The organism is Brevundimonas sp. P2_A6 (genome assembly GCF_056404975.1).
On sequence record NZ_JBFUCZ010000001.1, the window covers coordinates 513911 to 538922 of the forward strand.

At 68.8% G+C, this 25012-nt stretch carries 23 protein-coding genes and 1 tRNA gene; 12 read left to right on the forward strand and 12 right to left on the reverse strand.

Annotated elements, in window-relative coordinates; all coding sequences use genetic code 11:
• Nucleotides 1-34: 34 nt before the first annotated feature.
• The 3 genes from coaD to AC1DW4_RS02635 are packed head-to-tail and all read left to right on the forward strand — an operon-like array spanning nt 35 to nt 2292.
• Nucleotides 35-517: a pantetheine-phosphate adenylyltransferase gene (gene coaD, locus AC1DW4_RS02625; protein WP_477015680.1), complete on the forward strand. Its 483-nt coding sequence runs from the start codon at nt 35-37 to the stop codon at nt 515-517.
• 9 nt (nt 518-526) lie between these two features.
• The gene (locus tag AC1DW4_RS02630; protein WP_477015681.1) at nt 527-1408 is read left to right on the forward strand and encodes a peptidylprolyl isomerase; all 882 of its coding nucleotides are present in this window, start codon (nt 527-529) and stop codon (nt 1406-1408) included.
• Nucleotides 1405-2292 carry a peptidylprolyl isomerase gene (locus AC1DW4_RS02635; protein ID WP_477015682.1) on the forward strand — a complete coding sequence of 296 codons (888 nt, stop codon included), beginning with the start codon at nt 1405-1407 and terminating at the stop codon, nt 2290-2292. Before AC1DW4_RS02630 ends, AC1DW4_RS02635 begins: the two co-directional genes overlap by 4 nt.
• Here AC1DW4_RS02635 and AC1DW4_RS02640 read toward each other — a convergent pair.
• Nucleotides 2259-3380, reverse strand: a complete 1122-nt coding sequence (locus tag AC1DW4_RS02640; protein WP_477015683.1) for a Ppx/GppA phosphatase family protein — start codon at nt 3378-3380, stop codon at nt 2259-2261. The two genes, AC1DW4_RS02635 and AC1DW4_RS02640, sit on opposite strands and share 34 nt — an antisense overlap.
• A 148-nt stretch (nt 3381-3528) precedes the next feature.
• On the opposite strand from AC1DW4_RS02640, the gene hspQ reads away from it, so the two are divergent.
• The 3 genes from hspQ to AC1DW4_RS02655 are packed head-to-tail and all read left to right on the forward strand — an operon-like array spanning nt 3529 to nt 5094.
• Nucleotides 3529-3843 carry a heat shock protein HspQ gene (hspQ, locus tag AC1DW4_RS02645; RefSeq protein ID WP_477015684.1) on the forward strand — a complete coding sequence of 105 codons (315 nt, stop codon included), beginning with the start codon at nt 3529-3531 and terminating at the stop codon, nt 3841-3843.
• A 52-nt stretch (nt 3844-3895) separates the two neighbouring features.
• Nucleotides 3896-4771: a phenylalanine 4-monooxygenase gene (gene phhA / locus AC1DW4_RS02650; protein ID WP_477015685.1), complete on the forward strand. Its 876-nt coding sequence runs from the start codon at nt 3896-3898 to the stop codon at nt 4769-4771.
• Nucleotides 4768-5094, forward strand: coding sequence for a hypothetical protein (locus AC1DW4_RS02655; RefSeq protein WP_477015686.1), 327 nt, complete (start codon nt 4768-4770; stop codon nt 5092-5094). Before phhA ends, AC1DW4_RS02655 begins: the two co-directional genes overlap by 4 nt.
• 119 nt (nt 5095-5213) lie before the next feature.
• On the opposite strand, the gene AC1DW4_RS02660 is transcribed toward AC1DW4_RS02655, so the two are convergent.
• The 6 genes from AC1DW4_RS02660 to AC1DW4_RS02685 all read right to left on the reverse strand — a co-directional run bounded on the left by AC1DW4_RS02660 (nt 5214) and on the right by AC1DW4_RS02685 (nt 12334).
• Nucleotides 5214-6518 (reverse strand): MFS transporter, encoded by a 1305-nt coding sequence (locus AC1DW4_RS02660; RefSeq protein WP_477015687.1) that lies wholly within the window; start codon nt 6516-6518, stop codon nt 5214-5216.
• A 12-nt stretch (nt 6519-6530) separates the two neighbouring features.
• Nucleotides 6531-7067, reverse strand: coding sequence for a GNAT family N-acetyltransferase (locus AC1DW4_RS02665; RefSeq protein WP_477015688.1), 537 nt, complete (start codon nt 7065-7067; stop codon nt 6531-6533).
• A 4-nt stretch (nt 7068-7071) separates the two neighbouring features.
• Entirely contained in the window at nt 7072-8403 is a 1332-nt protein-coding gene (astB, locus tag AC1DW4_RS02670; RefSeq protein ID WP_477015689.1) for an N-succinylarginine dihydrolase, read from the reverse strand.
• Between the two features lie 199 nt (nt 8404-8602).
• Complete coding sequence (astD, locus tag AC1DW4_RS02675; RefSeq protein ID WP_477015690.1) at nt 8603-10069, reverse strand: succinylglutamate-semialdehyde dehydrogenase; 1467 nt, start codon at nt 10067-10069, stop codon at nt 8603-8605.
• Between the two features lie 7 nt (nt 10070-10076).
• On the reverse strand, nt 10077-11084 hold the full coding sequence (locus AC1DW4_RS02680; protein ID WP_477015691.1) for an arginine N-succinyltransferase: 1008 nt from the start codon (nt 11082-11084) through the stop codon (nt 10077-10079).
• Nucleotides 11084-12334 carry a hydrolase gene (locus AC1DW4_RS02685; protein WP_477015692.1) on the reverse strand — a complete coding sequence of 417 codons (1251 nt, stop codon included), beginning with the start codon at nt 12332-12334 and terminating at the stop codon, nt 11084-11086. The genes AC1DW4_RS02680 and AC1DW4_RS02685 overlap by 1 nt, the downstream gene beginning before the upstream one ends.
• 94 nt (nt 12335-12428) lie before the next feature.
• On the opposite strand from AC1DW4_RS02685, the gene AC1DW4_RS02690 reads away from it, so the two are divergent.
• Nucleotides 12429-12947, forward strand: coding sequence for a hypothetical protein (locus tag AC1DW4_RS02690; RefSeq protein WP_477015693.1), 519 nt, complete (start codon nt 12429-12431; stop codon nt 12945-12947).
• Here AC1DW4_RS02690 and AC1DW4_RS02695 read toward each other — a convergent pair.
• From AC1DW4_RS02695 to AC1DW4_RS02705, 3 genes are all read right to left on the reverse strand, one after another.
• On the reverse strand, nt 12944-17188 hold the full coding sequence (locus AC1DW4_RS02695; RefSeq protein ID WP_477015694.1) for a translocation/assembly module TamB domain-containing protein: 4245 nt from the start codon (nt 17186-17188) through the stop codon (nt 12944-12946). The two genes, AC1DW4_RS02690 and AC1DW4_RS02695, sit on opposite strands and share 4 nt — an antisense overlap.
• A complete protein-coding gene (locus AC1DW4_RS02700; RefSeq protein ID WP_477015695.1) occupies nt 17185-18990 on the reverse strand; it encodes an autotransporter assembly complex protein TamA in 1806 nt (601 codons plus the stop codon). Before AC1DW4_RS02700 ends, AC1DW4_RS02695 begins: the two co-directional genes overlap by 4 nt.
• Nucleotides 18991-19076: 86 nt before the next feature.
• Nucleotides 19077-19334 (reverse strand): hypothetical protein, encoded by a 258-nt coding sequence (locus AC1DW4_RS02705; protein ID WP_477015696.1) that lies wholly within the window; start codon nt 19332-19334, stop codon nt 19077-19079.
• Nucleotides 19335-19481: 147 nt separating this feature from the next.
• Between AC1DW4_RS02705 and AC1DW4_RS02710 the strand changes: the two genes are divergently transcribed.
• The 3 genes from AC1DW4_RS02710 (at nt 19482) to AC1DW4_RS02720 (ending at nt 22114) form a co-directional block, all read left to right on the forward strand.
• A complete protein-coding gene (locus AC1DW4_RS02710) occupies nt 19482-21227 on the forward strand; it encodes an ATP-binding protein (protein WP_477015697.1) in 1746 nt (581 codons plus the stop codon).
• 90 nt (nt 21228-21317) lie between these two features.
• Nucleotides 21318-21394 (forward strand) — tRNA-Lys (locus tag AC1DW4_RS02715).
• Between the two features lie 183 nt (nt 21395-21577).
• Entirely contained in the window at nt 21578-22114 is a 537-nt protein-coding gene (locus AC1DW4_RS02720) for a hypothetical protein (protein ID WP_477016203.1), read from the forward strand.
• A gap of 3 nt (nt 22115-22117) precedes the next feature.
• Here AC1DW4_RS02720 and AC1DW4_RS02725 read toward each other — a convergent pair whose 3' ends face one another.
• On the reverse strand, nt 22118-22783 hold the full coding sequence (locus AC1DW4_RS02725) for a DUF1013 domain-containing protein (RefSeq protein WP_477015698.1): 666 nt from the start codon (nt 22781-22783) through the stop codon (nt 22118-22120).
• A gap of 216 nt (nt 22784-22999) precedes the next feature.
• Between AC1DW4_RS02725 and AC1DW4_RS02730 the strand changes: the two genes are divergently transcribed.
• Nucleotides 23000-23659: a beta/gamma crystallin-related protein gene (locus AC1DW4_RS02730; RefSeq protein ID WP_477015699.1), complete on the forward strand. Its 660-nt coding sequence runs from the start codon at nt 23000-23002 to the stop codon at nt 23657-23659.
• Between the two features lie 31 nt (nt 23660-23690).
• Here AC1DW4_RS02730 and AC1DW4_RS02735 read toward each other — a convergent pair whose 3' ends face one another.
• Nucleotides 23691-24677, reverse strand: a complete 987-nt coding sequence (locus AC1DW4_RS02735) for an NAD(P)H-quinone oxidoreductase (RefSeq protein WP_477015700.1) — start codon at nt 24675-24677, stop codon at nt 23691-23693.
• 79 nt (nt 24678-24756) lie between these two features.
• Here AC1DW4_RS02735 and AC1DW4_RS02740 point away from each other — a divergent pair, with 79 nt between their 5' ends.
• Nucleotides 24757-24963, forward strand: coding sequence for a DUF1192 domain-containing protein (locus AC1DW4_RS02740; RefSeq protein ID WP_477015701.1), 207 nt, complete (start codon nt 24757-24759; stop codon nt 24961-24963).
• Nucleotides 24964-25012 lie beyond the last annotated feature (49 nt).

Sequence of the window (25012 nt, forward strand, 5' to 3'; positions counted from 1 at the left end):
GCTAGATCACACCGTCCGGGGAGAACACATCGCCATGCGCATCGGTCTCTATCCGGGCACCTTCGATCCCGTCACCAACGGGCATATGGACATCATCGGACGCGCCGTGAAGCTGGTGGACCGGCTGGTCATCGGCGTGGCGCAGAACGACGACAAGGGACCCCTGTTCACCACGGCCGAGCGTGTCGAGATGGTGCGGGCCGAGGTCGCGGGGCTGGGCGGCGACATCGACGTGCAGCCGTTCTCGACCCTGCTGATGCATTTCGCAGAGCATCTGAACGCCAACGTCATCGTGCGGGGCCTGCGCGCCGTCGCGGACTTCGAATACGAGTTCCAGATGACGGCCATGAACCAGCGCCTCAATGACGACATCGAGACCGTGTTCCTGATGGCCGACCCGCGCCACCAGGCGATCGCCTCGCGGCTGGTCAAGGAGATCGCCCGGCTGGATGGCAACATCGACAGCTTCGTCAGCCCCGCCGTCGCCGCCGCCGTGCGCGAGCGGGTCAAACCGTAACCGATCAGGATGCCTCGCTTGAAGATCATGCCGTTCGCCGTCGCCGCCGCCCTGTCGGTCCTGATGCCCGCTGTCGCGCCCGTGTCCGGGGTCATGGCGCAGACCGCGCCCGCCGCCAGCGACTGGCGCACGGTCGCGCCGGAGAACCTGCTGGTCATCGACACCTCCAAGGGCCGGATCCTGGTCGAACTGGATCCTCTGCTGGCCCCCAACCATGTCGCCCGCATCCGGACCCTGGCGGACCAGGGCTTTTACGACGGATTGAAGTTCCATCGCGTGCTGACAGGCTTCATGGCCCAGACGGGCGATCCGCTGGGCACGGGCGCGGGTGGATCGGAACTGCCCAATGTGCCGGCGGAATTCAGCTTCCGCCGGGGCCGGGACGCCGGGTTCGCGCCGGTCGAGGGCGGGGGAACGGGCCTGGTGGGCTTCGTCCACGCGATCCCCGTCGTGACCCAGCCGGATGCCCAGATGATGGTGACGGCGGACTTCAAGACACCGGCGACGGGCCTGTTCTGCGCCGGAGTGCTGGGCATGGCACGGGCGGGCAGCCCGGACAGCGCCAACAGCCAGTTCTTCCTGATGATGGCGCGCAACGACACCCTGAACGGCAACTACACCGTCTTTGGCCGTGTCGTGTCGGGGCTGGACGTCGTCTCGCGCCTGAAGCCGGGACCGGAGGCCGAGGACGGCAAGGTCACGGACAATCCCGACACAATGACCCATGTGCGCACCGCCGCCGCCCTGCCGGAGGGTGAACGGCCGACGGTGCGGGTGCAGGACCCGCGCTCCGCCGCCTTCCAGGCCCATGTCGCCGAGGCCCGCGCGGCCAAGGGCACGTCGTTCAACATCTGCGACGTGCAGCCCGTGACCGAGGTGACCGCGCCATGATCAAACTGTCCGCCCTGGCGACGGCGCTGCTGGCGTCCGCCTCGATCGCCTCGGCCCAGGACATGGGCGCGGCGGCGGAGGCCCCGATGGCCGTCGCGACCGACTGGCGCACGGTGCCGCCCGAGAACCTGCTGGTCATCGACACCAACAAGGGCCGCATCCTGGTCGAGATGACGCCGGAGGCCGCCCCCCTGCATGTCGAGCGCATGCGGCTGCTTGCGCGGCGCGGTTTCTTCGACGGCATCGTCTTCCACCGCGTCATCGACGGCTTCATGGCCCAGACCGGGGATCCGCTGGGCACGGGCGAGGGCCAGAGCCCCTATCCTGACCTGAAGGCCGAATTCACCTTCCGCCGTGGGCCGGAGACCCCGTTCGCGGAGGTCGCGGCACCCGCCGGCGCCGCCCTGGGCTTTCTGAACAGCCTGCCGATCCAGACCCAGCCGACGGCGCTGATGGCCACGACGGCCGACGGCAAGGTCCATGGCTGGGGCACCTATTGCCCCGGTGTCGCGGGCATGGCGCGCGACGAGGCGAACGACAGCGCCAACAGCCAGTTCTTCCTGATGCGTCAGCCCTATCCGGCGCTGGACAAGCGCTACACCATCTGGGGCCGGGTGGTGTCGGGGCTGGACGTGGTGCGGGGCATCAAGGTCGGCGACGGCGACAACGGGATGGTCACCGCCGATCCGGACCGGATGACGCGGGTGCGCATCGCCTCGGACCTGCCCGACGCCGAGCGGCCGGTGGTCCAGGTCATGGATGCGTCCTCGGCGGCGTTCCGGACGCTGGTCGACGGTGTGCGGACGGCGCGGGGCGCGGATTTCTCGATCTGTGACGTCGACCTGCCGGTTCAGGTCTCGGGGCCGGCCGCGCCCGCCGCCTGAGCCCGACCGCACCCGCGTCCACGCCGCCGACGGACCGGGCGCTTGGCCTGTCGCATCTGCTGCAGCAGCAGACCTTCGCGCAGACCCCGGTCGGCGACGCGCACCCGATCGCTGGGCCAGGCGCGCTGAACGGCATCCAGGATCGCGGCCCCGGCCAGCACCAGGTCGGCCCGGTCGGGTCCTATGCAGGATTCGGCCGCACGACCCTGTGGCCCCATGGCCTTCAGCCGGTCGGCCGCCGCGTCGCACTCGGCCCGCGTCATCCACAGCCCGTCCACGAGATCGCGTTGATACCGGCGCAGGTTCAGGTGCACGCCCGCCAGGGAGGTGATGGCGCCCGAGGTTCCGACCAGATGTCCACGCCCGCCCTCGTAAAGCCGTCGAAACTCGGGATCGTCGAAACCGTCGGCGGCGAGGGCCTCGGTCATATCGGCCACCATGGCCTCATACCAGACGTGACCCGACGCCTCCGGCTCCGGATGGCGCTCGGCCAGGGTGACGACCCCGAGGGGGACGGACAGCCAGGCCACCGTCTTCATCTCGCTGCCAGATTTGCGCAGCCAGGACAGCTCGGTCGAGCCACCGCCCACGTCGATGACCAGCACCGCCTCGGCCGCTGGATCGAACAGGTTCAGGCACCCCTCGACCGACAGGCGGGCCTCCTCGACCGGGTCGATGATGCGCAGCTTCAGACCGGTGCCCTTGCGCACCCGCTCGACGAAGGCGGGCCCGTTTTCGGCCTGCCGACAGGCCTGGGTGGCCACCGCGATCAGCCGGTTCGAATCCACCCCGCGCCGGACCACACGTTCGGCGCACAGGGCCAGGGCATCATAGGCGCGATCCATGGCGGCGTCGTCCAGACGACCGGTCCGGGACAACCCCTCGCCGAGTCTCACGATGCGGCTGAAGCTGTCGACCACGCGGAAGCCGTCGCGCGCCGGGCGCGCGATCAGAAGGCGGCAGTTGTTGGTCCCCAGATCAAGCGCGCCATAGACGGGGCCGTCGCGAACCGACGCATCCCCGCTCGACGCCCGCTGGACCCGGGACCGTTCGTCGCGCCGCCGGGGCGCGCCGTCGGGTTCCGGCATGGGCCGAACTTTCGCATGGGCGCAACCGAGACGGGCGCCCGTCCGTGACAGCCTAACCCCCGATGATCGTCCGCGCCAAGCCTATCTGACGCGAAGATGAACAGGTCGAACAGCGTCCTGCTCAGGCCGGTTTTCGTAAAACACGGTCATGACCCAGTCCCTGACTGCCAAATTCGGCCTCGGCCAGATCGTGCGTCACCGCGAGGAATCGTTTTGCGGAGTCGTGGTCGATGTCGACGCCGTCTATGCCGGACCTGCCAACGAGCCCGGTCCCGACCACCGCGACCAGCCCTTCTATCGCGTGCTGGCCATGGGCGAGGACTCAGGCTTTCTCGTCTATGCCGCCGAGGCGGTGCTGGAACACGATCCCGACATCGCGCCGATGAATGACGCCGATCGCGCCCAGTGGTTCACCATTGACGAGGCCGGCCATCACGCCCCCCGAGCCCAGCCCATTCACTGACGCTTGGAGCCATGGCGCGCGCCCGCTAGATTGCAGCCAAGGGAGTTCTGCCATGGCCGATTTCGAGCACGTTCACCAAAGCCCGCCCGAGGGCGCGGCCGACGACTGGACGATCAGCCAGAACTGGCGGGCCTATACCCAGGTCGAGCACGACACCTGGGACACCCTGTATGCGCGCCAGATGGAAATCCTGCCCGGCCGCGCCGCCGATGCCTTCATCAAGGGGCTGAGCGCGCTGGATCTGAATACCGGCGGCATTCCAGACTTTGCCCTGATGAACCCCAAGCTGAAGGCCCTGACCGGCTGGACGGTGGTCTGCGTGCCGGGTCTGGTGCCGGACGAGGTGTTCTTCGACCACCTGGCCAACCGGCGCTTTCCCTCGGGCCAGTTCATCAGGAAGCCGGACCAGCTGGATTACCTGCAGGAACCCGACATCTTCCACGACGTGTTCGGCCATGTGCCGATGCTGACGGACCCCGATTTCGCCGACTATATGCAGGCCTATGGCAAGGGCGGGCAGCGGGCGCAGAGCCTGGGCATGCTGAAGAACCTGGCGCGCCTGTACTGGTACACGGTCGAGTTCGGCCTGATGGACCAGGGCGACGGCCTGCGCATCTATGGCGCGGGCATCGTGTCGTCGGCGTCCGAGAGCGTGTTCGCGGTCGAGGATCCGTCACCCAACCGCATCGCCTTCGACCTGGAGCGGATCATGCGGACCGACTATCGCATCGACGACTTCCAGCAGGTCTATTTCGTCATCCCCTCGATCGAGGCGCTGAACGACGCGACGCTGGAGGACTTCGGCCCGATCTATGAGCGTCTGAAGGGTCAGAGCGACATCGGGATCACGGCCATACAGCCCTATGACCGGGTCATCACGCGCGGTACCCAGGCTTATGCGGACAAGGGCGGGAGATTCGCGGCGTGAATAAAGTGATCGTGGCCGTCGGTCTGTCGGCGCTGGCGCTGGTGGGCTGCACCGACTCGAAGCGGGCGCGGAACGCCGCGACCTGGGGCGACAAGCCGGCCGACATCACGTGCTGGACCTATGGCACCGAGAACTTCCGGGGTCGGTCGACGGGCAAGGTCGAATATGACGACGGCGGGCGGGTCTCGTTCGTCGATGCCGCCAACGGCCGCTACACCACGGTCGAGGGCGAGTGCCGGGTGGTCTATCTGGCCGATGAAGACGATGGAGCCAAGGCATCCGCGCCCGATGTGCCTCCGAATGCGCAAGCGCCGAACACCTGATTTCGTCATCCTCGGACTTGATCCGAGGATCGGATTGTCCGCCCGTCCGTGCGACCGGCGCAAGACCCAGCCCGGCCAACGTCTGATCCTCGGATCAAGTCCGAGGATGACGGCGGTGGTCAGTCTGCGATCAAACTCTTCGCCTTCGTGTCGCGCATCAGGACGTAGGTGATCAGCGACACGCCGATCATGGCGGTGACGTACCAGAAATACAGGCTCTCTCGGCCGTCCAGCTTGAACCACAGGGCGACGTATTCGGCCGTGCCGCCGAACACCGCATTCGCGATGGCGTAGGGCAGGGCGACGCCCAGGGCTCGGATATGGGCGGGAAACAGCTCGGCCTTCACCACGGCGTTGATGGCGGTGTAGCCGCTGACAATGACCAGGGCGGCGAGGCTGAGGGCAAAGGCGACAAGGGGGTTCGTGGTGACGGCCAGGGTGCTCATGATCGGCACGGTACAGATCAGGCCCAGCACCCCGAAGGCGATCATGACGGGCTTCCTGCCGATCCGATCCGACAGCGCCCCCACGGCGGGTTGCAGCAGCATGAAGAGGAACAGGGCGGCGGCGCTGATCTCGGTCGCCTGGGCCTTGGAGAAGCCCGAGGTGTTGGTCAGGAATTTCTGCAGGTAGGTGGTGTAGGTATAGAAGGCGAGCGTGCCCCCGGCGGTCAGGCCCAGCACGATCAGCGCCTCCTTCGGGTGACGGCGGATCAGCTCCAGCGCGCTGGATTTCGGGGCGGCGCGGGTGGCCTCGGCCTTGAAGGCATGGGTCTCGTCCAGGCGGCGACGCAGCCAGAAGACGATGACGGCCAGCCCCGCGCCGACGAAGAAGGGGATGCGCCAGGCCCAGGCGGACAGGGCGTCGTCACCCAGCGTCCGCTGCAGCAGGATTAGCAGCATAAGGGCCAGCAGCTGGCCGGAAATCAGGGTGACGTACTGGAAGCTGGACCAGAAGCCGCGATGGTTCGGCGTCGCCATCTCCGACAGATAGGTGGCGCTGGAGCCGTATTCGCCGCCGACGCTGAGGCCCTGCATCATGCGGGCCAGCAGCAGCAGGGCGGGGGCTGCGATGCCGATGGTGGCGTATCCCGGGGTGCAGGCGATCAGCAGCGAGCCCGCGCACATCAGGCTGACCGACAGGGTCAGACCGGCCTTGCGCCCCTTGCGATCCGAATAGACCCCCATGACCCAGGCCCCGACCGGCCGCATCAGAAAGCCGACGGCGAAGATGGCGGCGGTGGCCAGCAGTTGGGCCGTCTCGCTGCCCTTGGGGAAGAAGACCGGTGCGAAATACAGGGTGAAGGCGGCATAGGCGTACCAGTCGAACCACTCGACCAGATTGCCGGCCGAGCCGCCGATGATGTTCCGCAGGCGGCGGCCCGGACTCATTGGGATGTGGGGCATGGCGGCGGCTTCGGTCATCTCGTCTGGGTATCAGGCCACCAGCGACTTGCCCATCCGCACCAGGGGCACCGGCGCGCCGCCGCGATCGTCCTCGAACCGTTCGATCTCGACATATCCGGCGGCGAGATACAGCGGCTCTCCGCCCATCGTGGCAACCAGTTCGACCGAGGTGTAGCCGTCGGCAAGCGCCGCGCGCTCGCACAGGTCCAGGATCATCCGGCCCAGTCCTTGCCGCAGGAAATCCGGGTGGGTGTACATGGCGCGGATGCGAGCGGCATCGACGCCGGGCGTCAGGGGTGTGGGAACACGGCCGGGCGTGTGGTCGCCGCCGTAGGTCGTGATCCTGCGGCTCCATCCGCCGCAGGCCGCCAGTGCGCCGTCCGCCTCGATGATGAAATAGGTCCGGTCGGCGATGATCTGACTGTCGAGACCCATCAGCCTTCGGCTGGCCGCGATCTGATCGGGTGTCAGAAAGGCCGACAGCGGACCCGAGATCGCCAGGTCCATCAGCCCCACCAGCGCGGGAATATCGGCCTCTGTGGCGATACGGTGCGTGAAGGTGGTCATGCCGCTATCGCTGGAACGGATAGAAACCAGACCCCAGGCCCAGCAGGCCGGTCAGTTCATCCAGTGCGGTGCGCGTCTCGAAGATCAGGGCCGGATCGGCGAGGTCGGCGGGGGCCAGGGTGTCGCGGTAGTGACGGTTCGCCCAGTCCGACAGGCGGGCGTGCAGCGCGTCGGTCAGGCGCATGGCGGGGTTGTTGGCGGCGAGCTCGGCCTCGGTCAGGACGACGCGAAGGCGCAGGCAGGCGGGGCCGCCGCCGTTCCGCATCGACTGGCGCACATCGACGTATTCGACCCGGCCGATCGGACCGTTGGAGGCGGTCAGGGCCTGGGCGACGGCGTGGGCGCGGGGGTTGTCCCGGGTCTCGGTCGGGCAGATCAGGGTCAGGCGATCCTCGGCCGAAATCTGCACCAGCATGGAGTTGAACAGATAGCTGGAGATGGCGTCGGCCAGGGGCAGGTCGGCGGAAGAGACCTCGACGAAGATGGGCTCGAACCCGGTCGCGGCCGCGCGGATGGCGGCGTGGGTGGCGGCGGTGTCCTCGAACGCCAGCTCGTGGTGGAACAGGGTGTCGAGCGCGCCGACGCAGACGACGTCGTTGTGGAAGGTGCCGCCCGCGATGGCGGCGCGGGACTGCTGGGCCAGGACGGTGCCCGATGCACCGTGGCGACGGGCAATGGCCTCGGAAGCCTGACGGGTCTGACGGGCAGGGTAGGGACCGTCCCAGGCCTCGAACGCATCACGGCCCCAGACCAGCAGGTTGACGCCGGGGCTGCTGTGTTCGGCGCACAGGCGGACGTGGTTGGCGGCGCCCTCGTCGGCCAGATGGGCGACGGCGGGCAGGGCGTCGTGGACGGCGAAGCGGGCGGGATCGGGGAATAGGGCGTCCAGCGACCGCCTGGTCTGGGCGTGCTCCAGCGAGCGGTGCAGGTTGGTGTGCAGGTTGGCCGGGGTGAAGTGGACGCGGCCGTCCGCGCTGTCGGCGGACGGCGTCACGGTCGCGGCGTTGGCGGCCCACATCGGGCTGGCGGAGCAGGCGGCGGCGGCGAAGCTGGGGGCGTCCTTCCACGCCTGTTCCAGCACGCGGGCGTCGGAGCCAGTGAAACCCAGCGAGCGGAGGAAGGGGATGTCGGGGCGTTCGTGCGGCGGCAGGACGAACTGGGGCAGGCCGAGGTCGGCGAGCCGCTTCATCTTGTCGAGACCCTGCAGCACGGCGGCGCGCGGGTTCGACGCCTCGCCCTTGTTCAGGCTGGAGGCGAGGTTGCCGGGGCTGAGACCGGCATAGGAGTGGGTCGGGCCGATCAGGCCGTCGGCATTGGCTTCGACGGCGGGGGTCACAGACCCCTCTCCCCTTGCGGGAGAGGGAGATCGCGCACCGCGGCGCAGCCGTCGTTCTGGCGCGATCGGGTGAGGGGTGACACGCGGCGTCTGCCGATGAGCGCTACGGGACGGACCTGATCCGCATCTTCGTACCCCTCATCCGTCAGCCTTCGGCTGCCACCTTCTCCCGCAAGGGGAGAAGGAAACTGAAGCTCGCTCACGCCCTCAATCCCTTGATCTCGCCCTCGATGTCCTTCACCGCGCCGGCCTCGAAGCTGGCGACCGGATAGGCGCAGTAGTCGGCGGCGTAGTAGGCGCTGGGGCGGTGGTTGCCGCTGGCACCGAGGCCGCCGAAGGGCATGTCGCCGGCGGCGCCGGTGGTCGGGCGGTTGAAGTTGACGACGCCGGCGCGGATGCGGCGGATGAAGTGGTCCCAGTTTTTTGGATCGTCGCTGACCAGCCCGGCGGACAGGCCGTAGCGGGTGGCGTTGGCAGCCTGGATCGCGGCGTCGAACGTCGGGACGCGGGTGACGGACAGGAAGGGGGCGAACATCTCCTCGTCGGGGACGTCGATGCCGGTGACGTCGAGGATGGCGGGCTTCACGAAGGCACCGGGCAGGTTGTCGACGGGACCGGAGGCGCGGATGACCTTCGCGCCCATGTCGATGCGTTGTTGCAGGGCGGCCAAGGCCTGTTCGGCGGCGCGTTGCGAGATCAGGGGACCGGCGTAGGGTTCGGGGGTCGAGTTCCAGGGGGCGAAAATCAACCGGTCGACCAGGCTGTGGACGGCCTCGACGATGGCGTCGCCGGCCGGGCCTTCGGGCACGATCAGGCGGCGGGCGCAGGAGCAGCGCTGGCCGGTGGTGACGAAGGCGGACTGGACCACCAGGCCCGCGACGGCAGCTGCGTCGGCGGCGTCCCAGACGACCAGCGGATTGTTGCCGCCCAGCTCCAGCGCCAGGATGACGTGGGGATCGTCGGCGAACTTCTTGCGGAAATGGGCTCCGGCCGCGCCCGAGCCGGTGAACATCAGGGCGTCGATCGGCTGATCCAGCAGGGCGGCGCCGACGTCGCGGCCGCCCTGAACCAGGTTGAACACGCCCGCGGGCAGGTCGGCTTCCTGCAGGCATTCGGCCATCAGCTGGCCGGCGTGGGGCGTCTCCTCCGACGGCTTGAACACCACGGTGTCGCCGGCCAGCAGGGCGGGGACGATGTGGCCGTTGGGCAGGTGGCCGGGGAAGTTGAAGGGGCCGAGGATTGCCGCGACGCCATGCGGACGATGGCGCAGGGTGGCGTGGCCAAAGGCGGTCTCGGCCGTGCGTTCGCCGGTGCGCTCGTCATAGGCGCGGATGGAAATGTCGACCTTGCCCGCCATGGAGCCCAACTCTGCGGTGGTCTCCCACAGGGCCTTGCCGGTCTCGCGGCTGATGGCTTCGGCGAAGGCGGGGGTGCGGGCCTTCAGCGCGGCCTGATAGCGTTTCATCGCCGCGATGCGGTCGGCGCGGGGGCGGTCGGCCCAGTCGGGGAAGGCGGTGCGGGCGGCCTGGACCGCCTGTCCGACCTGGGCGGTCGAGGCTTCGTTGCCACGCCAGACGCGGGCCTCTGTCGCCGGGTCGAAGGAGGCGAAGCCGTCGCCGGAGCCGTCGGTCCAGCGCCCGTCGATATAGAGTTTGCCGTCGGTCATGGGTGCCTCAGGATTTTACGCGCACGGTGTCGCCGGATTTGATCCGCAACGCCTCCGCCACCTCGGCGGGCAGGCGCACGGTGTCGCCGTCGATAGCGGCCTTGGCCCGAACCGCGCGGAAGTCGCCCACGCTGTCGGTGGAGACCAAAGACGGTAGCTCCGCCTCGACGTCGTTGACGACGGAGGCGGTCAGGCGGCGGGCGTCGCGGACCGTGCGGATGTGGTCGCGCGGGCAGCTGACGGTGGGGCCGGCATCGAAGATGTCGATCAGGCCGTTGGGGCGGAAGCCCTCGCTTTCCAGCAGGGCCATGGCGGCGACGCCCTGGGGGTGGACCTTGCCGATCACGGCGCGGGCGGGTTCGGGCAGCAGTTCGATGTAGATCGGGTGGCGCGGCGCCAGGTCGAGGATGAACTGCTTGTCGGTCGAGCCGGTCATCATGTCCGCCTGATCGAACGGCATGGGGAAGAATTTGTGCGCGACGTGGTCCCAGAAGGGGCAGGCTCCGTCGGGGGTGAAGACGCCGCGCAGCTCGGCCAGCACGGTCTCGGCGAACAGGTCGGGCTGGGCGCCGATCAGCATGTAGCGCGATTGGCTGAGCAGACGGCCCGCGCCGCCCTTGCGCCGGTCGGCCTTCAGGAACAGGGATCCGACCTCCGTCCAGCCGGTGCATTCGTTGACCAGCTGCAGCGTCTGATGCTCCAGCTTGATGTCGAGCGAGGGCGAGGACGAGGCGTTGTTGACGACGCGGAACGAGAAGAACGGCCGGTTCAGCCCGACCGCCGCCTTGACCGAGGCGATGCCGTCGACGTCGCCGGTGTCCGTCTCCTCCATCATCAATGTGTACCAGCGGGCCTGGGGGGCCAGGGTGCCGGCGAAGCTGTCGCGGCTGATGTCCAGGCGCTCCGACAGTTGATCCGGGTCCTCGGGCAGGCTGGTGAAGCCGGGGCCGGACAGGATGGCCAATTCCAGAAGGTGATCCAGGTCGGCGGGACCGGCGGGGCGGACGACGAGCACTACAGGGTCTCCAGACGCAGACGTTTCAGGCGCTGGGCATCGATCTCGCCGGATGCGATCTTGCACAGCATCAGGGCGCTCAGCTGCGCCCGCTCGACGAAGCTGTCGGGCCAGGCGAACTCTTCGGCCGAATGGATCAGGCCGCCGCGGACGCCCAGGGTGTCGATGTTGGGCAGGCCGGCGGCGTGCAGGTTGTTGCCTTCGCAGACGCCGCCGCTCGGCGACCAGGCGATGGTCTGGCCCAGCAGGGCGCCCGTCTCGCGCACCGCCTCGAACAGGGCGGTCTGGGAGGCATCCATGGGCTTGGGCGCGCGGGTCATGCCGCCGTGGAGCTCCAGCGTCAGGCCGTCGAAGGGCGGATCGGAGGCGATCTCGGTGATGGCGTCGGTGATCCAGGCCGAGGCCTGCGCGTCCGGAACACGGACGTTGAAGCGAACGACGGCATTGTCGGCCACGACGTTGAGCGCGCCGCCGCCCGAGATGCGGGCGACGTTGACCGTCACGCCCTCGCGGCGGCCGTTCAGGGCGTGGAGCTGTGCGGCGACGATGGCGGCCCCGGCGACGGCATTGGCCCCCTCGTGGAAGGCGCGACCGGCGTGGGCGGCCTTGCCCGTGACGATCAGGTGGAAGTTGCCGCTGCCCTTACGGGCACCGGCGAGCGTCCCGTCGGCCAGGGCGGGCTCATAGGTCATGCCGACGTGGCCGCGCGCGCCCAGCTCTGCCAGCAGGGGGGCGGAGGCGGGGGAGCCGATCTCCTCGTCCGGGGACAGCAGGACCGTCCAGCCGACGCGTTCCCGGTCGGGGTGGGTCTCGAACGCTTCAAGCGCGGCCAGCATGACCGAGATGCCGCCCTTCATGTCGGCGATACCGGGGCCGTTCAGGGCACCGTCGGGGCGGGTCGTGACGGACTGAAAACCGCTGTCGGCCGGATAGACGGTGTCGTAGTGACCGGTCAGGACGACCTGGATCGGCGCGTCGGGGCGGGCGGTGATCCGAAGCGCGTCGGCGCGGGCCTGGGGGCGCACGGCGCCGTCATCGGCGACGGTGCAGAAGCCCTGGGTCGGGACCCGGGCGACCTGGGCGGGCAGGCGGACCGCCTCCGCCTCGAGCAGGCCCAGCATCGTGTTCAGGCCGTCGGGGTTGTCGCTGCCGGAGTTGACGTTCGACCACGCGATCGCGCGGTCGATAAGGACCGCCGCGCCCCGCCCGACCAGGTCGAGGGCGGCATGATCCTGTGGGAGAATCCGCATGGCCGGACCTTAGCCGGGTCGATCCGAAAGGTGAAGGCTTGCGGCGGATCGAGACTGCGTGTAAAGCCTGCTTGTCATTTTGGGAGGACGAACGATGACCGACTGGATCAAGGCCTTTAACCCCACCAGCCCGATCACCACCGAGGCGGACGCCGAGGGCGCGGCACGGGCCAGTGCGGTGGCCATGTTCATCGGGGCGGTGGTCGGCGTCGCCAGCGTGGCCTGGACCCTGGCCAACCCGGGCGAGATCCAGGCGGCCGTGGACAGCCTGAACCAGGCCAATCCCGACGGCGCGGCCGCTGCCGCGGCGGGTGCCCAGGTCGGCATGTGGCTGGCGGGCGGCCTGGCCGTGCTTCAGCTGATCCTGGGCCTCGTTCAGTGGCGGAATCCGGGCAAGATGCTGGCCATCCTGTTCCTGGTGCTGGTCCTGTTCGGCATCGTATCGACGGCCGCGGCCCCTCTGATCGCCAGCGCCATGCCCAATATTCCGACGACGCCGATGTGGCAGATCGGCCTGTCGCTGGTCGTCATGGTGGTACAGCTGATCCTGCTGATCGCGGGCCTGCGCGGCATCGGCCGTCTGGATCGGCTGCAGATGGAAGGCGCGCGCTAGTTGGCGCGACGGTTCGGGCGGCGGTCGCCGTCGCCCGTGGCCGCCCCCGGCACCCGCGACTGACGCCGCCACCGGATCGACAGGGTGGCGTCGCCCTGGCCACCGAATTTCGAGCTGATGGCGACGTTCCTGCGAACCTGCCATTCGACGTTGACGGCGGCTCCGCCTTCGCCACCGCCGATGATTTCCAGATAGACGTCGTCGGTGATGTAGCGACCCCCGGCGACGGTCAGGGCCGAGGCCTCTCCGCCGAACGACAGCCGGTCCAGACCGGCCAGCTCGCGCAGGTTGCCGATCACGTCGAAGCCGCCCCCACCCGCCAGCGAAGCGACACCCGCCGCCAGCTGCGCCGCCTCGAACGGCGACAGCTGCGAGGCGGAGCGGCCGAACAGGACCTGGGACAGGATCTCGTCCTGAGGCAGCTGTGGCGTCGAGGTCAGGACGATGATGGGCAGGGCGGCCGTGCCGGTGACGCGGATCGTGGCGGTCAGGGCCGGGTCCTCGCGCACCGCCGACAGGTTCAGCCGGATGCGGGTCGGATCGGTGGACAGGGCGACGGAGCCGCGATCGTCGAACACGAACCGCTTGCCCGCGAAATCGTAGTCGCCGCGCACGATGCGGGCCGTGCCGCTCAGGACCGGCTGGGCGACGGTCCCGCGCACCCGGGCGTTGACGCTCATATAGACGTTCAGGCCGCGCCCGACCACGCGCACGGCATTGCCGGTCGACCGCAGGCGGATGTCCAGACCGATCTGGGGGCCACGCTGGGTCTTGACCTCTTCGGTCTCGGCCGGGTCGCCGCCGGGGCGGTTGATCTCGACGACATCCATGGCGGTGACGCCGCTGGGCACGGGAGGATTGGCCTCGATCCGGGCCTCGTCGATGGTCGCCTGGCCCGCCAGCTGGATATTTCCCTCGGCGCCGCGCGTCACGGTCAGGGGGCCTGTGGCGCGAGCCTGGGCGATATCGTTGTCGATAATCTGGAAGCGCGTCAGGGCCAGCTCGAAGCTGGAGCCCGATCCCTGACGCAGGCCGATGCGGCCGTCGCCGGACACCGTGCCACCCGAGCCGTCGGTGGCCGTGAACGTCTGGACCAGAGCGGTCGTGTCGTCGAACCGGCTGGCCAGGGTCACGTCGTTCAGCACCAGTCCCGTGGCGTTGTCGCGGAACCGGCCCTGGGCCAGGTTCAGGCGGCCGTTGATCAGCGGCGCGTTCATGGTGCCGCCCAGGGTCGCGCGTCCATCGACCTGACCGGCCAGGGTCCGCTCGCCCCCGAAGAAGACATCCCAAATCGGCTGGATCTGTCCGTTGACCACCACCTCTCCCGACATCGGGCGGGTCTTGTTGATGGCGAGGCGTAGCGGGGCGGCCGAGGCCTCGACCGGCAGGGTGACGTCGGCGGTGGCCCGCACGGCATCGGTCCCGGCCGCATTGGCCTGGATGCGCAGGGTGTTGTTGACCAGGGTCGCGTTGACCGTGCCGTCCACCGACAGGCCGCGCGGGGCATCGACGCTGCGCAGCTGGGCCAGGGTGACGTTGGCGGACCCCGACAGGTCGTCGCCGGATCCGCGCAGGGACACGCGCCCCGTGACGCGGCCGCTGAGGTCCGGCGCGATGGAGCCCAGTTCGACGCTGGTCAGATCGGCCTGGATCACGGCGGCGTCGGCGTCCTGTCGCATCTCGCCCAGCAAGACGCCGCCGCCCACGGTCATGTCGACCCGGACCACGCGGCCGTCCCCGGCCAGGGCGATGACGACGGGGCTGCGGGTGGCGAAGGCGACCTCGCGCACACGACCGTTGCCGGACAGGGTGACGCTCTGGGCCGTGTTCTGACGCGAATAGACGCCGGTGCCGTCGAACGAGACGGGGGTCGGTCCCCCGACGTCGGCGACGACGGTGAACGGCAGGCGGTCCAGGGTGCCGCGTCCGTCCAGGCTGATGCGGCGGACCACATAGGGCGAGCCGGAAAAGCGCAGGTCGCGACCGGTCACGTCCAGGATGGCGCTCTCGTTGCCCGGTCCGTCGGTCAGGCGGATGCGGCCGTCGGCGGTGCCCGACGTCAGGAAGGCCCCGGGCCGTGCGGTGAAGGTCAGGTCGGCGCTCGACGGGGTGTTGTTGTTCAGGGCCAGAGCGCCCTGGGCGGTGATCCCGCCCGCGTTCAGGTCCACGTCGGTCAGACGCAGGGCATTGCCCCCAAGGAAGAAGTTTCCGGACGCCGTGGCCGGGCCGTAGTTCGACCCGGCGGTCAGGACGACACGGCCGTCGGAGGCATCCGTCCCCTTCCGGAAGCTCAGGATCAGGTTCGTGTCGGTCAGGGTCAGCGGCCCGGCGGCGACGCTGGCGAAAGTCGCGGTCAGATCGGCGCGGGGCTGGGCCAAGGTGCCGGTCAGGGCCCCGTTGCCGGTCATGGCCCCGTCGATGGCGATCGGGCCGACGCCGAAGGGTCCCTGGGCATTCCAGTCCAGCGCCAGCCGCAGGCGACCGGCGGGTTCGATCAGACCCTTGGCGCTGGCGCGGCCCGCTGCGCCGGTCAGCAGGCCCTGATCGATCTCGATCCGACCACCGTTCAAGGCACCGGCCAGTTGCAGACGGGGCGTGGCTCCCAGCAGACGATCCAGCTCGGCCATGCCCGTGGCCAGACGCGCGCCCCGGCCGTCGAACGTCAGCCGCCAGGGCGCGCCGGACCGCGCGGACGACGCCTGGATCGGACCGCCGAAGGTGCCGCGCGCACCGGGGCGAATGCGGCCGACATCGGTGATCTCGGCCCGGCCCCGGAAGCCCAGACCGCCCAGCAGGTTGCGTCCGCCCGAGCCGGTCAGGGTCAGGGCCTGACCTCGCGCGTCGATGTCTTCCAGCAGGATGGCGCCGTCCTTGGCGCGGACTGCGGCGAACTTGAAGCGCGGCTGGGCACCCAGCAGGGCCCCGATGATACCGGCGCTGCGCCCGCCCGCCACGGACAGGTCGCCGCTCAGCGCTATGCGGCCGTTGTTCGAGGCGATGTCGAGGGGACCGGAGACCTGGGCGGCCGCATAGCTGGCGATGTCGGCGTTCGACAGGCGGACGTCGCCGTCCAGCTTCCAGACCTTGGCGCCGCCGGTGAACATCGCGGAATAGGTCGCCGCGCCACCGATGGGCGTGCCCACCAGCCGGGACACCGAGCCGGTGGAGACCGACACCGCCACGCCGTCGTCGGCCGTCTGGTTCTTGATGTCTATGACGCCGCGCGCGCTGGAGGTCAGGTTGTCCGCGATCAGCCGCCAGGCCAGGCCCTGGACGTTCTTGTCATCGGCGGTCGGGACGGAGGCGAAGCCGAACCGGGCCGTGCGGCCGATGCGCTGGACGAAGGGCTCCAGCAGGTCCGAGCCGCTGAAGTCGAAATAGCCCGAGATGCGCGAGCCCGCGACGCCATAGCGGCCGCGTACGGTCAGCGGCACGAACCGGCCGGTCTGGACCGTGGCGCTGACGATCTCTCCGTTCACCAGGGCCGTGGCCGAGAAGGGCTGGTCCGGCGAATAGCCCAACGACCCGGCCAGGGGGCCGCCTTGGGCTTCGCTGGCGCGCAGGTTCAGGCGCAGGTCCTGGACCTTGCCGCCGAAGGTGGTGGTGACGCGCAGGAAATCGCCGGGCCGGTTCTGGCTGTAGGCGTTCAGCGATGCGGTCTTGTTGCCTGTGCGCGGGATCAGGGCGTCGCCGGTCAGACGCCACTTGCCGTATTCCTTCGAGAAGCCTTCCAGCAGTTCGACGTTGGCAGAGAACTTGTCGATATCGACGCTGATGGGGCTGGGCTGGGGCGGCTTGCCGTCGGGCGGATCCAAGGTTGGGCGGCGCAGCAGCTTGATGGATTGAGCACTGATCTCGGTGGCGTGGAAGCGGCGGGTGACCAGGGGCCAGTAGTCCCAGTCGACGCGGACGTTGCGGGCATCCAGCCAGACGCCGTCCTTGTCGGTGATGGTGACGCGCGCCAGGGTGAAGTCGTCGAACAGGTCGCCCGACAGACCCTCGACGTTGATGCGGCCATAGCGGCTGATCTTCTTGCCGGCGATGAAGCTGGTGACCAGATCGCGGCCTGGTCCGGAGACAAGATACATCCGCCCGCCGATCGCAAGGATCAGCGCCAGTGCCGCCAGCCCGACCAGCACGAAACCGGCGATGAAGCCGAACGCCTGCAGCCGCGTGCGGCGGCGTTTCTCGGCCTTGGCGGGCGTTTCGACCTCGGGTGTGTCGGGGGTCTGATCGGTCAAAACGCCTGACCGATGCTGACATAGACCTGGAAGCTGGCGTCGCCCTCTCGCTTGTCCAGCGGGATGGCGATGTCGGCGCGGATGGGGCCGAAGGACAGGTTGTAACGGCCGCCGATCCCGACCGCGTAGCGCAGGTTCGAGAAGTCGGGCGTTTCGTCGAAGCCGATGGACCCTGCGTCGATGAAGGCGACGGCACCGAAATTCTTGCCCAGATCGCGCCGCACCTCGGCCGAGACCTCGAACAGGGAAATGCCGCCGCGCGGGGTGTTGTCGGGCAGGCGCGGGCCGACGCCCTGGTATTCGTAGCCGCGCACGGAGCCGCCGCCACCGGAATAGAACAGGCGATCGGACGGCACGCTGAGCTCGCTGCCGCCCAGGATCGAGCCCAGCCGCATGCGTCCGGCCACCACGGTCTTCGCCTTGCCATCCAGCGGACGATAGCCGGTGATCTGGGCCTCGCTGCGCAGGAACAGGATGGTGTCCTCGCCCGCCACGGCCGTGGGCTGGATGTTGACGGTCAGCCGCCAGCCGTTGGTCGGGTTCAGCGGATCGTTCGACTGATCGATATAGGCGCTGGCGCGCCCGGTGAAGATGGCCAGATCGCGGTCAAGGCTGATCGGCGCCTGGGTCACCGGATCGAAGCGGTTTTCGCTGTAGCGGCCGAAGTCCAGGCCGACGCCGTAGCTGTACCAGGACGTCTTGCCCAGACGCTGGCGCAGGTCGGCGGACAGCACACCGGCCGTGCGGACATAGGCGTCGGTGTCCTCGTTCACGACTGCGGCCGACAGGGCCAGGGTCTGGCCGGGGCTGCGCCAGTGGGGCAGGGACAGGTCGGCCCCGATGCGGCTGTCGATGTTGGCGATGCGGGCCTGGAATCGCAGGGTGTCGGCGCGCCCGAACCGGTTGTACCACGTCCACAGCCCCTCCACGCCCGACCCGTCGGCGGTCGAGAAGGTGGCACCGGCCTCCAGGATCTTGCGGGGCCGGTCGGTCAGGGTGACGACGATGGGCCGGTTGCCCTCAGCCGTCGTCTGGTCCGGGCCGGTCAGGGCCACGGCGACGCCGTCATAGACGCCGGTTTCCAGAAGCCGGCGCTCCAGCTCGCCCACCAGTTCGGGATCGTAGCGCTGACCCGGGGTCCACGGTGCCAGGTTGGCGACCCATTCGGGGTTGGTGGGCCCGCGCGTCTCCAGGCGAACGCCGTCAAGGCGCACCAGCGCGCCGGAGGAGATGTTGAAGGTCGGCTGGACCGTCATGGCGGCGTGATCGACCACCACGCGACGCGGCCGGGTGGCGGCGTCGGGATAACCCTCGCGCGTCAGGCTGGCGATGATCCGCCCCTCGGCGGCGATGACCTCGGCGGCCCGGCCCGGATCGCCCGGAGTCAGGCCGATGTCGGCCTGGGCCGTCTGGATGACCTCAGGCTCCGGTTCGGGCGCGACCCACTGGATCGTGGCCGGGGCGAGAACGAAGCGCGGTCCGGGATTGACGCTGACGATGGCGACGGGGGTCTCATCGCCCTCGACGATGTCTTCCAGAAGCGACTGGTAGTAGCCCTCCGAGCGCAGCAGGGCCTCGGCCGATTCCATCGCCGCGCGGGCGCGGCGCCGGGCCTCGAATCGATTTCCAGGCGGATCGTCGACCTCGCCGATGGCCTGAACCAGACGGGTCCGGAGATCGCCGGGCAGATCTCCCCGGATCTGGGCGCGAGGATCGGCGCGGGCGTCGTCTGCGTGGCCCAGCCAGCCGCAGGCCGCCGCGATGGCGGCCAGCAGCAGAAATGCGGGACGGTGACGACGCAACCTCAATCTCGATCCTTGGTCGTCGACCCTCGCGGCCGACGGGCGCGGCTTATGCAACCCAATCGCGACGACGTTGCGGCGGCAGCTCAATAGAACAGGGTTTCGCTTTCCGGCTGGACCGACTGTTCGGAAGACCGCTCGTCGGCGGGCAGGGGGGTGGTGGAAGGGGCCGTGGTCGGCGCTGTCGTGTCGGCGACCGGGGCGGTCTGGTCCGTCGCGGCGGGCGCGACCGGAGCCTCCATCGGCGGGGGCGCGGTCTCGGCCTGCTCCTGATACGGCTCGTCGCAGGCGGACAGGGCCAGGGCGGCGACGCCGACGGCCGCGACGATCATCAAAGTCTTCATTTGCATCTCCCCCGGGATTCGGCGTCGAAACGCCCTGTGTGCAGGCCTGTTCCATAACGCGACGTCTCTGCGAGGTCACGTCGCATCGGCCTGACGGAAACCAATCCTTCGCTTCTCTCACCTTATGATGTTCGGCGAAGAGGGGCGATGATGACCACCAACGGCTATGCGATGATCGCGCAGGTTCGCTTTCGCGAACTGAAGACGCGGGTCGGGCTGGCCGTGTTCATCGCCGCGACGGCGTGGTTCCTGGCGCACAGCCCGTGGCCTGCGGTGTGGTTCGCGGCGGTCGTCGCCACCCAGGTGATCGACTGGGTGATCTTCCGGCCGATCCGGTTGGAGCCCGACATGCCGCTGTCGCGGGCCTATCGGGTGCTGATGTGCGCGACCACGACCCTGAACGTCGTCGTCTATTCCGCCATATCGGCCTATCTGTGGACGGCAGGCGGCGAGGCGGGGCGGCTGTTCGCCATCGTGCAGGTGGCGGGCGGTCTGCTCCATGTCAGCCTTCACATGCACCACGTTCGCCCGCTGCTGCTGTCCGCCGTCGTGCCCCACAGCCTGTATTTCCTCGGCCTGCCGATCATGGGAGCCGTGATGGACCGGCAGCCCCAGGACGTGCTGATCGCCATCGGCGGCCTGCTCTACATGACCCATCTGATCGTCGCCGTGCGCCAGAGTTCGATGACCACCAGGGCCCTGCAGGAGGCGAACGCAGAGGCGCGGATCGAGCGCAGCAAGGCCGAGGTCGCCAGTGCCGCCAAGTCCGACTTCCTCGCCGTGGTCAGCCATGAAATCCGCACACCCATGAACGCCGTCATCTCGGCCGCCAACCTTTTGCGCCGGACGCGGCTGGATCGCGAACAGCGCGAGCATGTCTCCATGCTGCTGGATGCGGGCGACGTGCTGGTCGGCCTGCTCAACGACGTGCTCGACTTTTCCAAGATCGAAGCGGGAAAGATGCAGCTGGAGGCGTCCGACATCGACCTGCGCGACAAGATCGGCTCGTTGGTGCGATTGTGGGAACCCAAGGCCAGCGCCAACGGCGTGCGACTGAAGGTCTGGATCTCGGACGAGGCCCCCCTTCGCGTTCGCACCGATCCGCTGCGATTGCAGCAGATGCTGTTCAATCTGCTGTCCAATGCCGTCAAGTTCACCCAGGACGGAACCATCACCCTTTCGATCGACTGGAGGGCGGACGAAGGCCGTCTGGTCATCGCCGTCGCCGACACCGGCTGCGGCATTCCCGCGGACCGGCTGGCCCACATCTTCGACAGTTTCGAGCAGGTCGACGCGGGCACGACCCGAAAGTACGGCGGGACCGGTCTGGGGCTGGCGATCAGTCGCCGACTGGCCGAGATCATGGGCGGCCAGCTGACCGCCGAAAGCGTGGAAGACGCGGGCTCGACCTTCACCCTCGTCCTGCCTGTCGAGGTCGCGCAGGCCGCGATCCCGGAGCCGACGCGCCGCACGCTGACCAGCGCGTCCCTGGCGGGCAAGGTCATCCTGGCGGCGGACGATCACGCGGTGAACCGCCGCATCCTGACCCTGCTGCTGGAGCCGCACGGGTGCAGCATCGTACTGGTCGAGAACGGCGCCGAGGCGGTCGAGGCGGCGGCGGGACAGCGGTTCGATGCCATACTGATGGACATGCAGATGCCGGTCATGGACGGCCTGGAGGCGTCGGCCCAGATTCGCGCTGCCGGGCTGAACCGCCGCACGCCGCTGATCGCCCTGACGGCCAACGCCATGGACGTGCATCGCGCGGCCTGGGACGCGACCGGTGTCCATGCCTTCCTGACCAAGCCGATCGATCCGGCGCTGCTGGCCGAAACCCTGGCCGACGCCTGCGCGGCGAACGAGATCGATCAGGCGAGCTTGAGCGTCGCCTGACGCAGATTGCAGCTTGTGGCCTTGACCCGGCTGCTGCGATGCACCAGAAGGCGCAACCGCGAAACGGCGACGCCGTTTCCGCATCGGTGCGCGTCCTTAGCTCAGTTGGTTAGAGCATCTGACTTTTAATCAGAGGGTCCTCGGTTCGAGCCCGAGAGGACGTACCATCGCATCCTTCTTGTAGGGGGCGCTAACGCTCGGCTCGCGGAGCCTCGCTGCTTGAGCGCATCGGTTACGGGTCAAGAGGCGCTACCGCTCGGCTCGCGGAGCCTCGCTGCTTGAGCGCAGTCTTGCGTTTCAGGACATCACGGTAGAAGCGTTCGGCACCTGGTGTTCGGAGTGCGGTCTTGGTGAAGCGTGGCGTGGTGTCGGTCCTTGTAGCTGTGGCTCTCAGCGGCTGCTCGGCGGCGAGCCAGGTGCGCGACGGTGTCGGCGCGGCGGTGACCGCACCGCTGGACGACTTCAATCTACGGCGGGAGTTCATCCCCACCGTCCTGCTGCAGGCGGAAGGCAACCCCTATGACACCCGCAATCTGAACCAGTGCACGACCATTGCGGCCGAGGTCATCCGGCTGAACGACGCGCTGGGGCCGGACACCGACGAGCCGCCGCACGACAACGGGACCCTGATGAGCGAGCGGGCGCAGGACGCTGCGGCGCGCGCGGCGCTGGACGCGATCCGCAATAGCGTGACCGACTTCATTCCGGGCCGGAACTGGATCCGGCAGCTGTCGGGGGCCGAGCAGCACAGCCGCCATGTGCAGGCGGCGATTCAGGCCGGACGGTCGCGCCGCGCCTATCTGAAGGGGCTGGGGATGCAGCGGAACTGCGCCCCGCCCGCATCCCCCAGCTGGTATCGGCCGCGCAGCGCGGCCTACGCCCAGTAGACCTCAGTCCTTGTTGCCGAAGACGGATGCCGCGGTCGGCTCGGCGGTGCGGCGCTCGCGTTCCTCGGGGACGAACTCCGGCTCCACAGGCTCGGCGGCGATCGGCTCCAGGGCCGGGCCGCCCTTCTTGGCGTCGTCCTTGTTCTTCTTGGCGGCGGCTTTGGAGATCAGGTCGTCCAGCACCAGCTGGCCCACGAGGCCCAGGGTCACCGGATCTACCGGCTTGATGTTGGGGCTGTTCCAGTGGGTGCGGTTGCGCACGCTGTCGATCGTGGACTTGGTGGTGCCCAGCAGCTTGGCGATCTGGGCGTCGGTGACCTCGGGGTGGTTCTTGACGAACCACATGATGGCGTCCGGCCGGTCCTGACGACGCGAGACCGGGGTGTATTTCGGGGCAGGCTTGTGGGTCTTCAGCAGCTCGGCGTGGCGGCTGACGATGGCGGTCATGCGGTAGTTTTCGTCGGCCTGGGCCTTGTCCAGCTCCTCGCGCGTCAGCTGACCGCCCGTGATGGGATCGACGCCCCGGATGTCGCGGGCCACGTCGCCGTCGGCGATGCCACGCACTTCCAGCGGGTGCAGGCCACAGAAGGCGGCGATCTGCTCGAAGGTCAGTGAGGTGTTGTCCACCAGCCAGACGGCGGTCGCCTTGGGCATCAGGATGTCGGTCATGGGCGTGGTCCCGCAGTGTTCAAATGGCCCGGCGATCCCGGGCTCTGGATACGACGGCGCCCGGCCTTTCGACCGGGCGCTTGATGTTGGCGGTATATGCCGTTTCGCGCGAAAAGAAAACGACGTCCTGTCGTGTCATACAGCTACGGTTCATCCAGCATGGAGAACACTGGCATATCGGATGCGTCAGGCATCCACCCTGGAGGAGGAAGATCCATGAAGACGCTCGCTTTCATCGCCGCTGGCGCCGTCCTGGCGACCGCCGGTTTCGTGTCGGTTCCCGATGCAGCTGAGGCCCAGTCACGTGGCGCGCCACGCGGCAGCTATGCCGAGACCTGTTCGGGTGCCTATGTGAACCAGGGCAGGCTTTATGCCGACTGCCTGGACACGCGCAGCCGGGCGCGGTCCACGTCGATCGAGCTGGCGCGTTGCTCGTCCAGCGACATCTCCAACATCGACGGTCTGCTGATGTGCGGGGACGTGCGCGGGACGTTCGAGAACAATGGCGGCGGCCGCCCCGGCGGAGGCGGCAACAACGGCGGTGGCTGGGGCGGCGGCAACAATGGCGGCGGTAATGGCGGCGGCGGCTGGAACGGTGGCAACAACGGCGGGCGCAACAGCATCACCGTCTTCGCCGACCGCGACTATCGCGGTGCCTTCCAGACGTTCCGGGGCGAGCAGTACAACCTGGCCAACACCGATTTCAACGACCAGATCAGCTCGATCCAGCTGAACGGCCCGTGGGAGGTCTGTTCCGACTCCGGCTTCCGGGGACAGTGCCAGATCCTCGAGGGCAATGTCCGCAACCTGAACAACTCGGGCCTGAACGATCGCATCTCGTCCATGCGTCCGGCGCGGGGCGGCGGACGCTACTAGACGTTTTGCGGGCCTAACGCGCGTGACGCGGTCACGCGCTGCTTGAGCCCACCGTCAGGACGATCTTGCCGACGTGCTCGCCCGCCTCAAGCCTGAGGTGGGCGAGACCGGCCTGATCCAGCGGGAAGGTGGCGTCGATCGGCGGGCGGACCTGTCCCGAGACGACCCACGGCCAGGCGCGCGCCTCTATGGCGGCGGCCAGACGGGCTTTTTCGTCGGCGGGGCGGCGACGCAGCGTCGATCCCGTCAGGGTCGCCTGTTTCATCATGACCTTGCCCAGTTCGATCTGTGAAAGGCCACCGGTCAGGGTCGCGATCACCACCCAGCGGCCGAAGGGCTTGAGCGCGTCCAGGTTCAGCGCCGCATAGGCCGCGCCGACCATGTCGAGGATGACGTCGGCCCCGCCTGCATCGGCGATGCCCCTGGCCAGATCGCCCGAACTGGCATCCAGACTGACGTCGGCTCCCAGATCCAGGGCCGCCTTCGCCTTGGCGGATCCGCGCGAGGTGGCGATGACCCTGGCCCCCGCCGCTCTGGCCATCTGGATCGCCATGACGCCGATGCCGGAGGTGGCGCCGTGGACCAGCAGGGTCTCACCGGCAGCCAGCCGTCCGCCCTCGAACACATTGGTGAAGACGGTGAACAGGGTCTCGGGCAGGGCGGCGGCTAGCACCCAGTCCATGCCGTCGGGGACGGGCAGGGCGTGGCGGGCGTCGACGACGGCGTATTCGGCATAGCCGCCGCCGCCCAGAAGCGCGCAGACCCGGTCGCCGATGACCCAGCGCGATACGCCGTGCCCGATCTGATCGACCTCGCCCGCAACCTCCAGCCCCATGATGTCGGACGCACCGGGCGGGGGCGGATAGGCCCCCTTGCGTTGCAGCAGATCCGGTCTGTTGACCCCCGCCGCCTTCACGCGGATGCGGATTTCGCCGGGGCCGGCCTGCGCGTCCGGGCGCTCGGCGATGCGCAGCGCCTCGGCGGGTCCGGAGCCGCCCTCGATCTCGATCACCCGCATGCGGCGTTCCCCGTCTTGCAATCATCCGTGTCCGGGCGCTCAAATGGGGCGTTTTCGGGCGATGGCCAAGGAGGCGACGGTGACTTTCGAAGATCTCGACCCCCGGCCGCAACGCGGGGCGATGCTGACGGCCCTGGGGCGAGAGGACCTGGATCTGTATTCCGTCGAGGAACTGAACGAGCGGATCGAAGCCCTGACGGGCGAGATCGACCGGGCAAAGGCTGCCATCGCGTCAAAGAACGCCAAGAAGTCGGCCGCCGACGCCCTGTTCAACTTCGGCTCCTGATGACGTTTCGTCTGTTGCCGATCCGTGGCATGGCCGTTGCAGACGGATG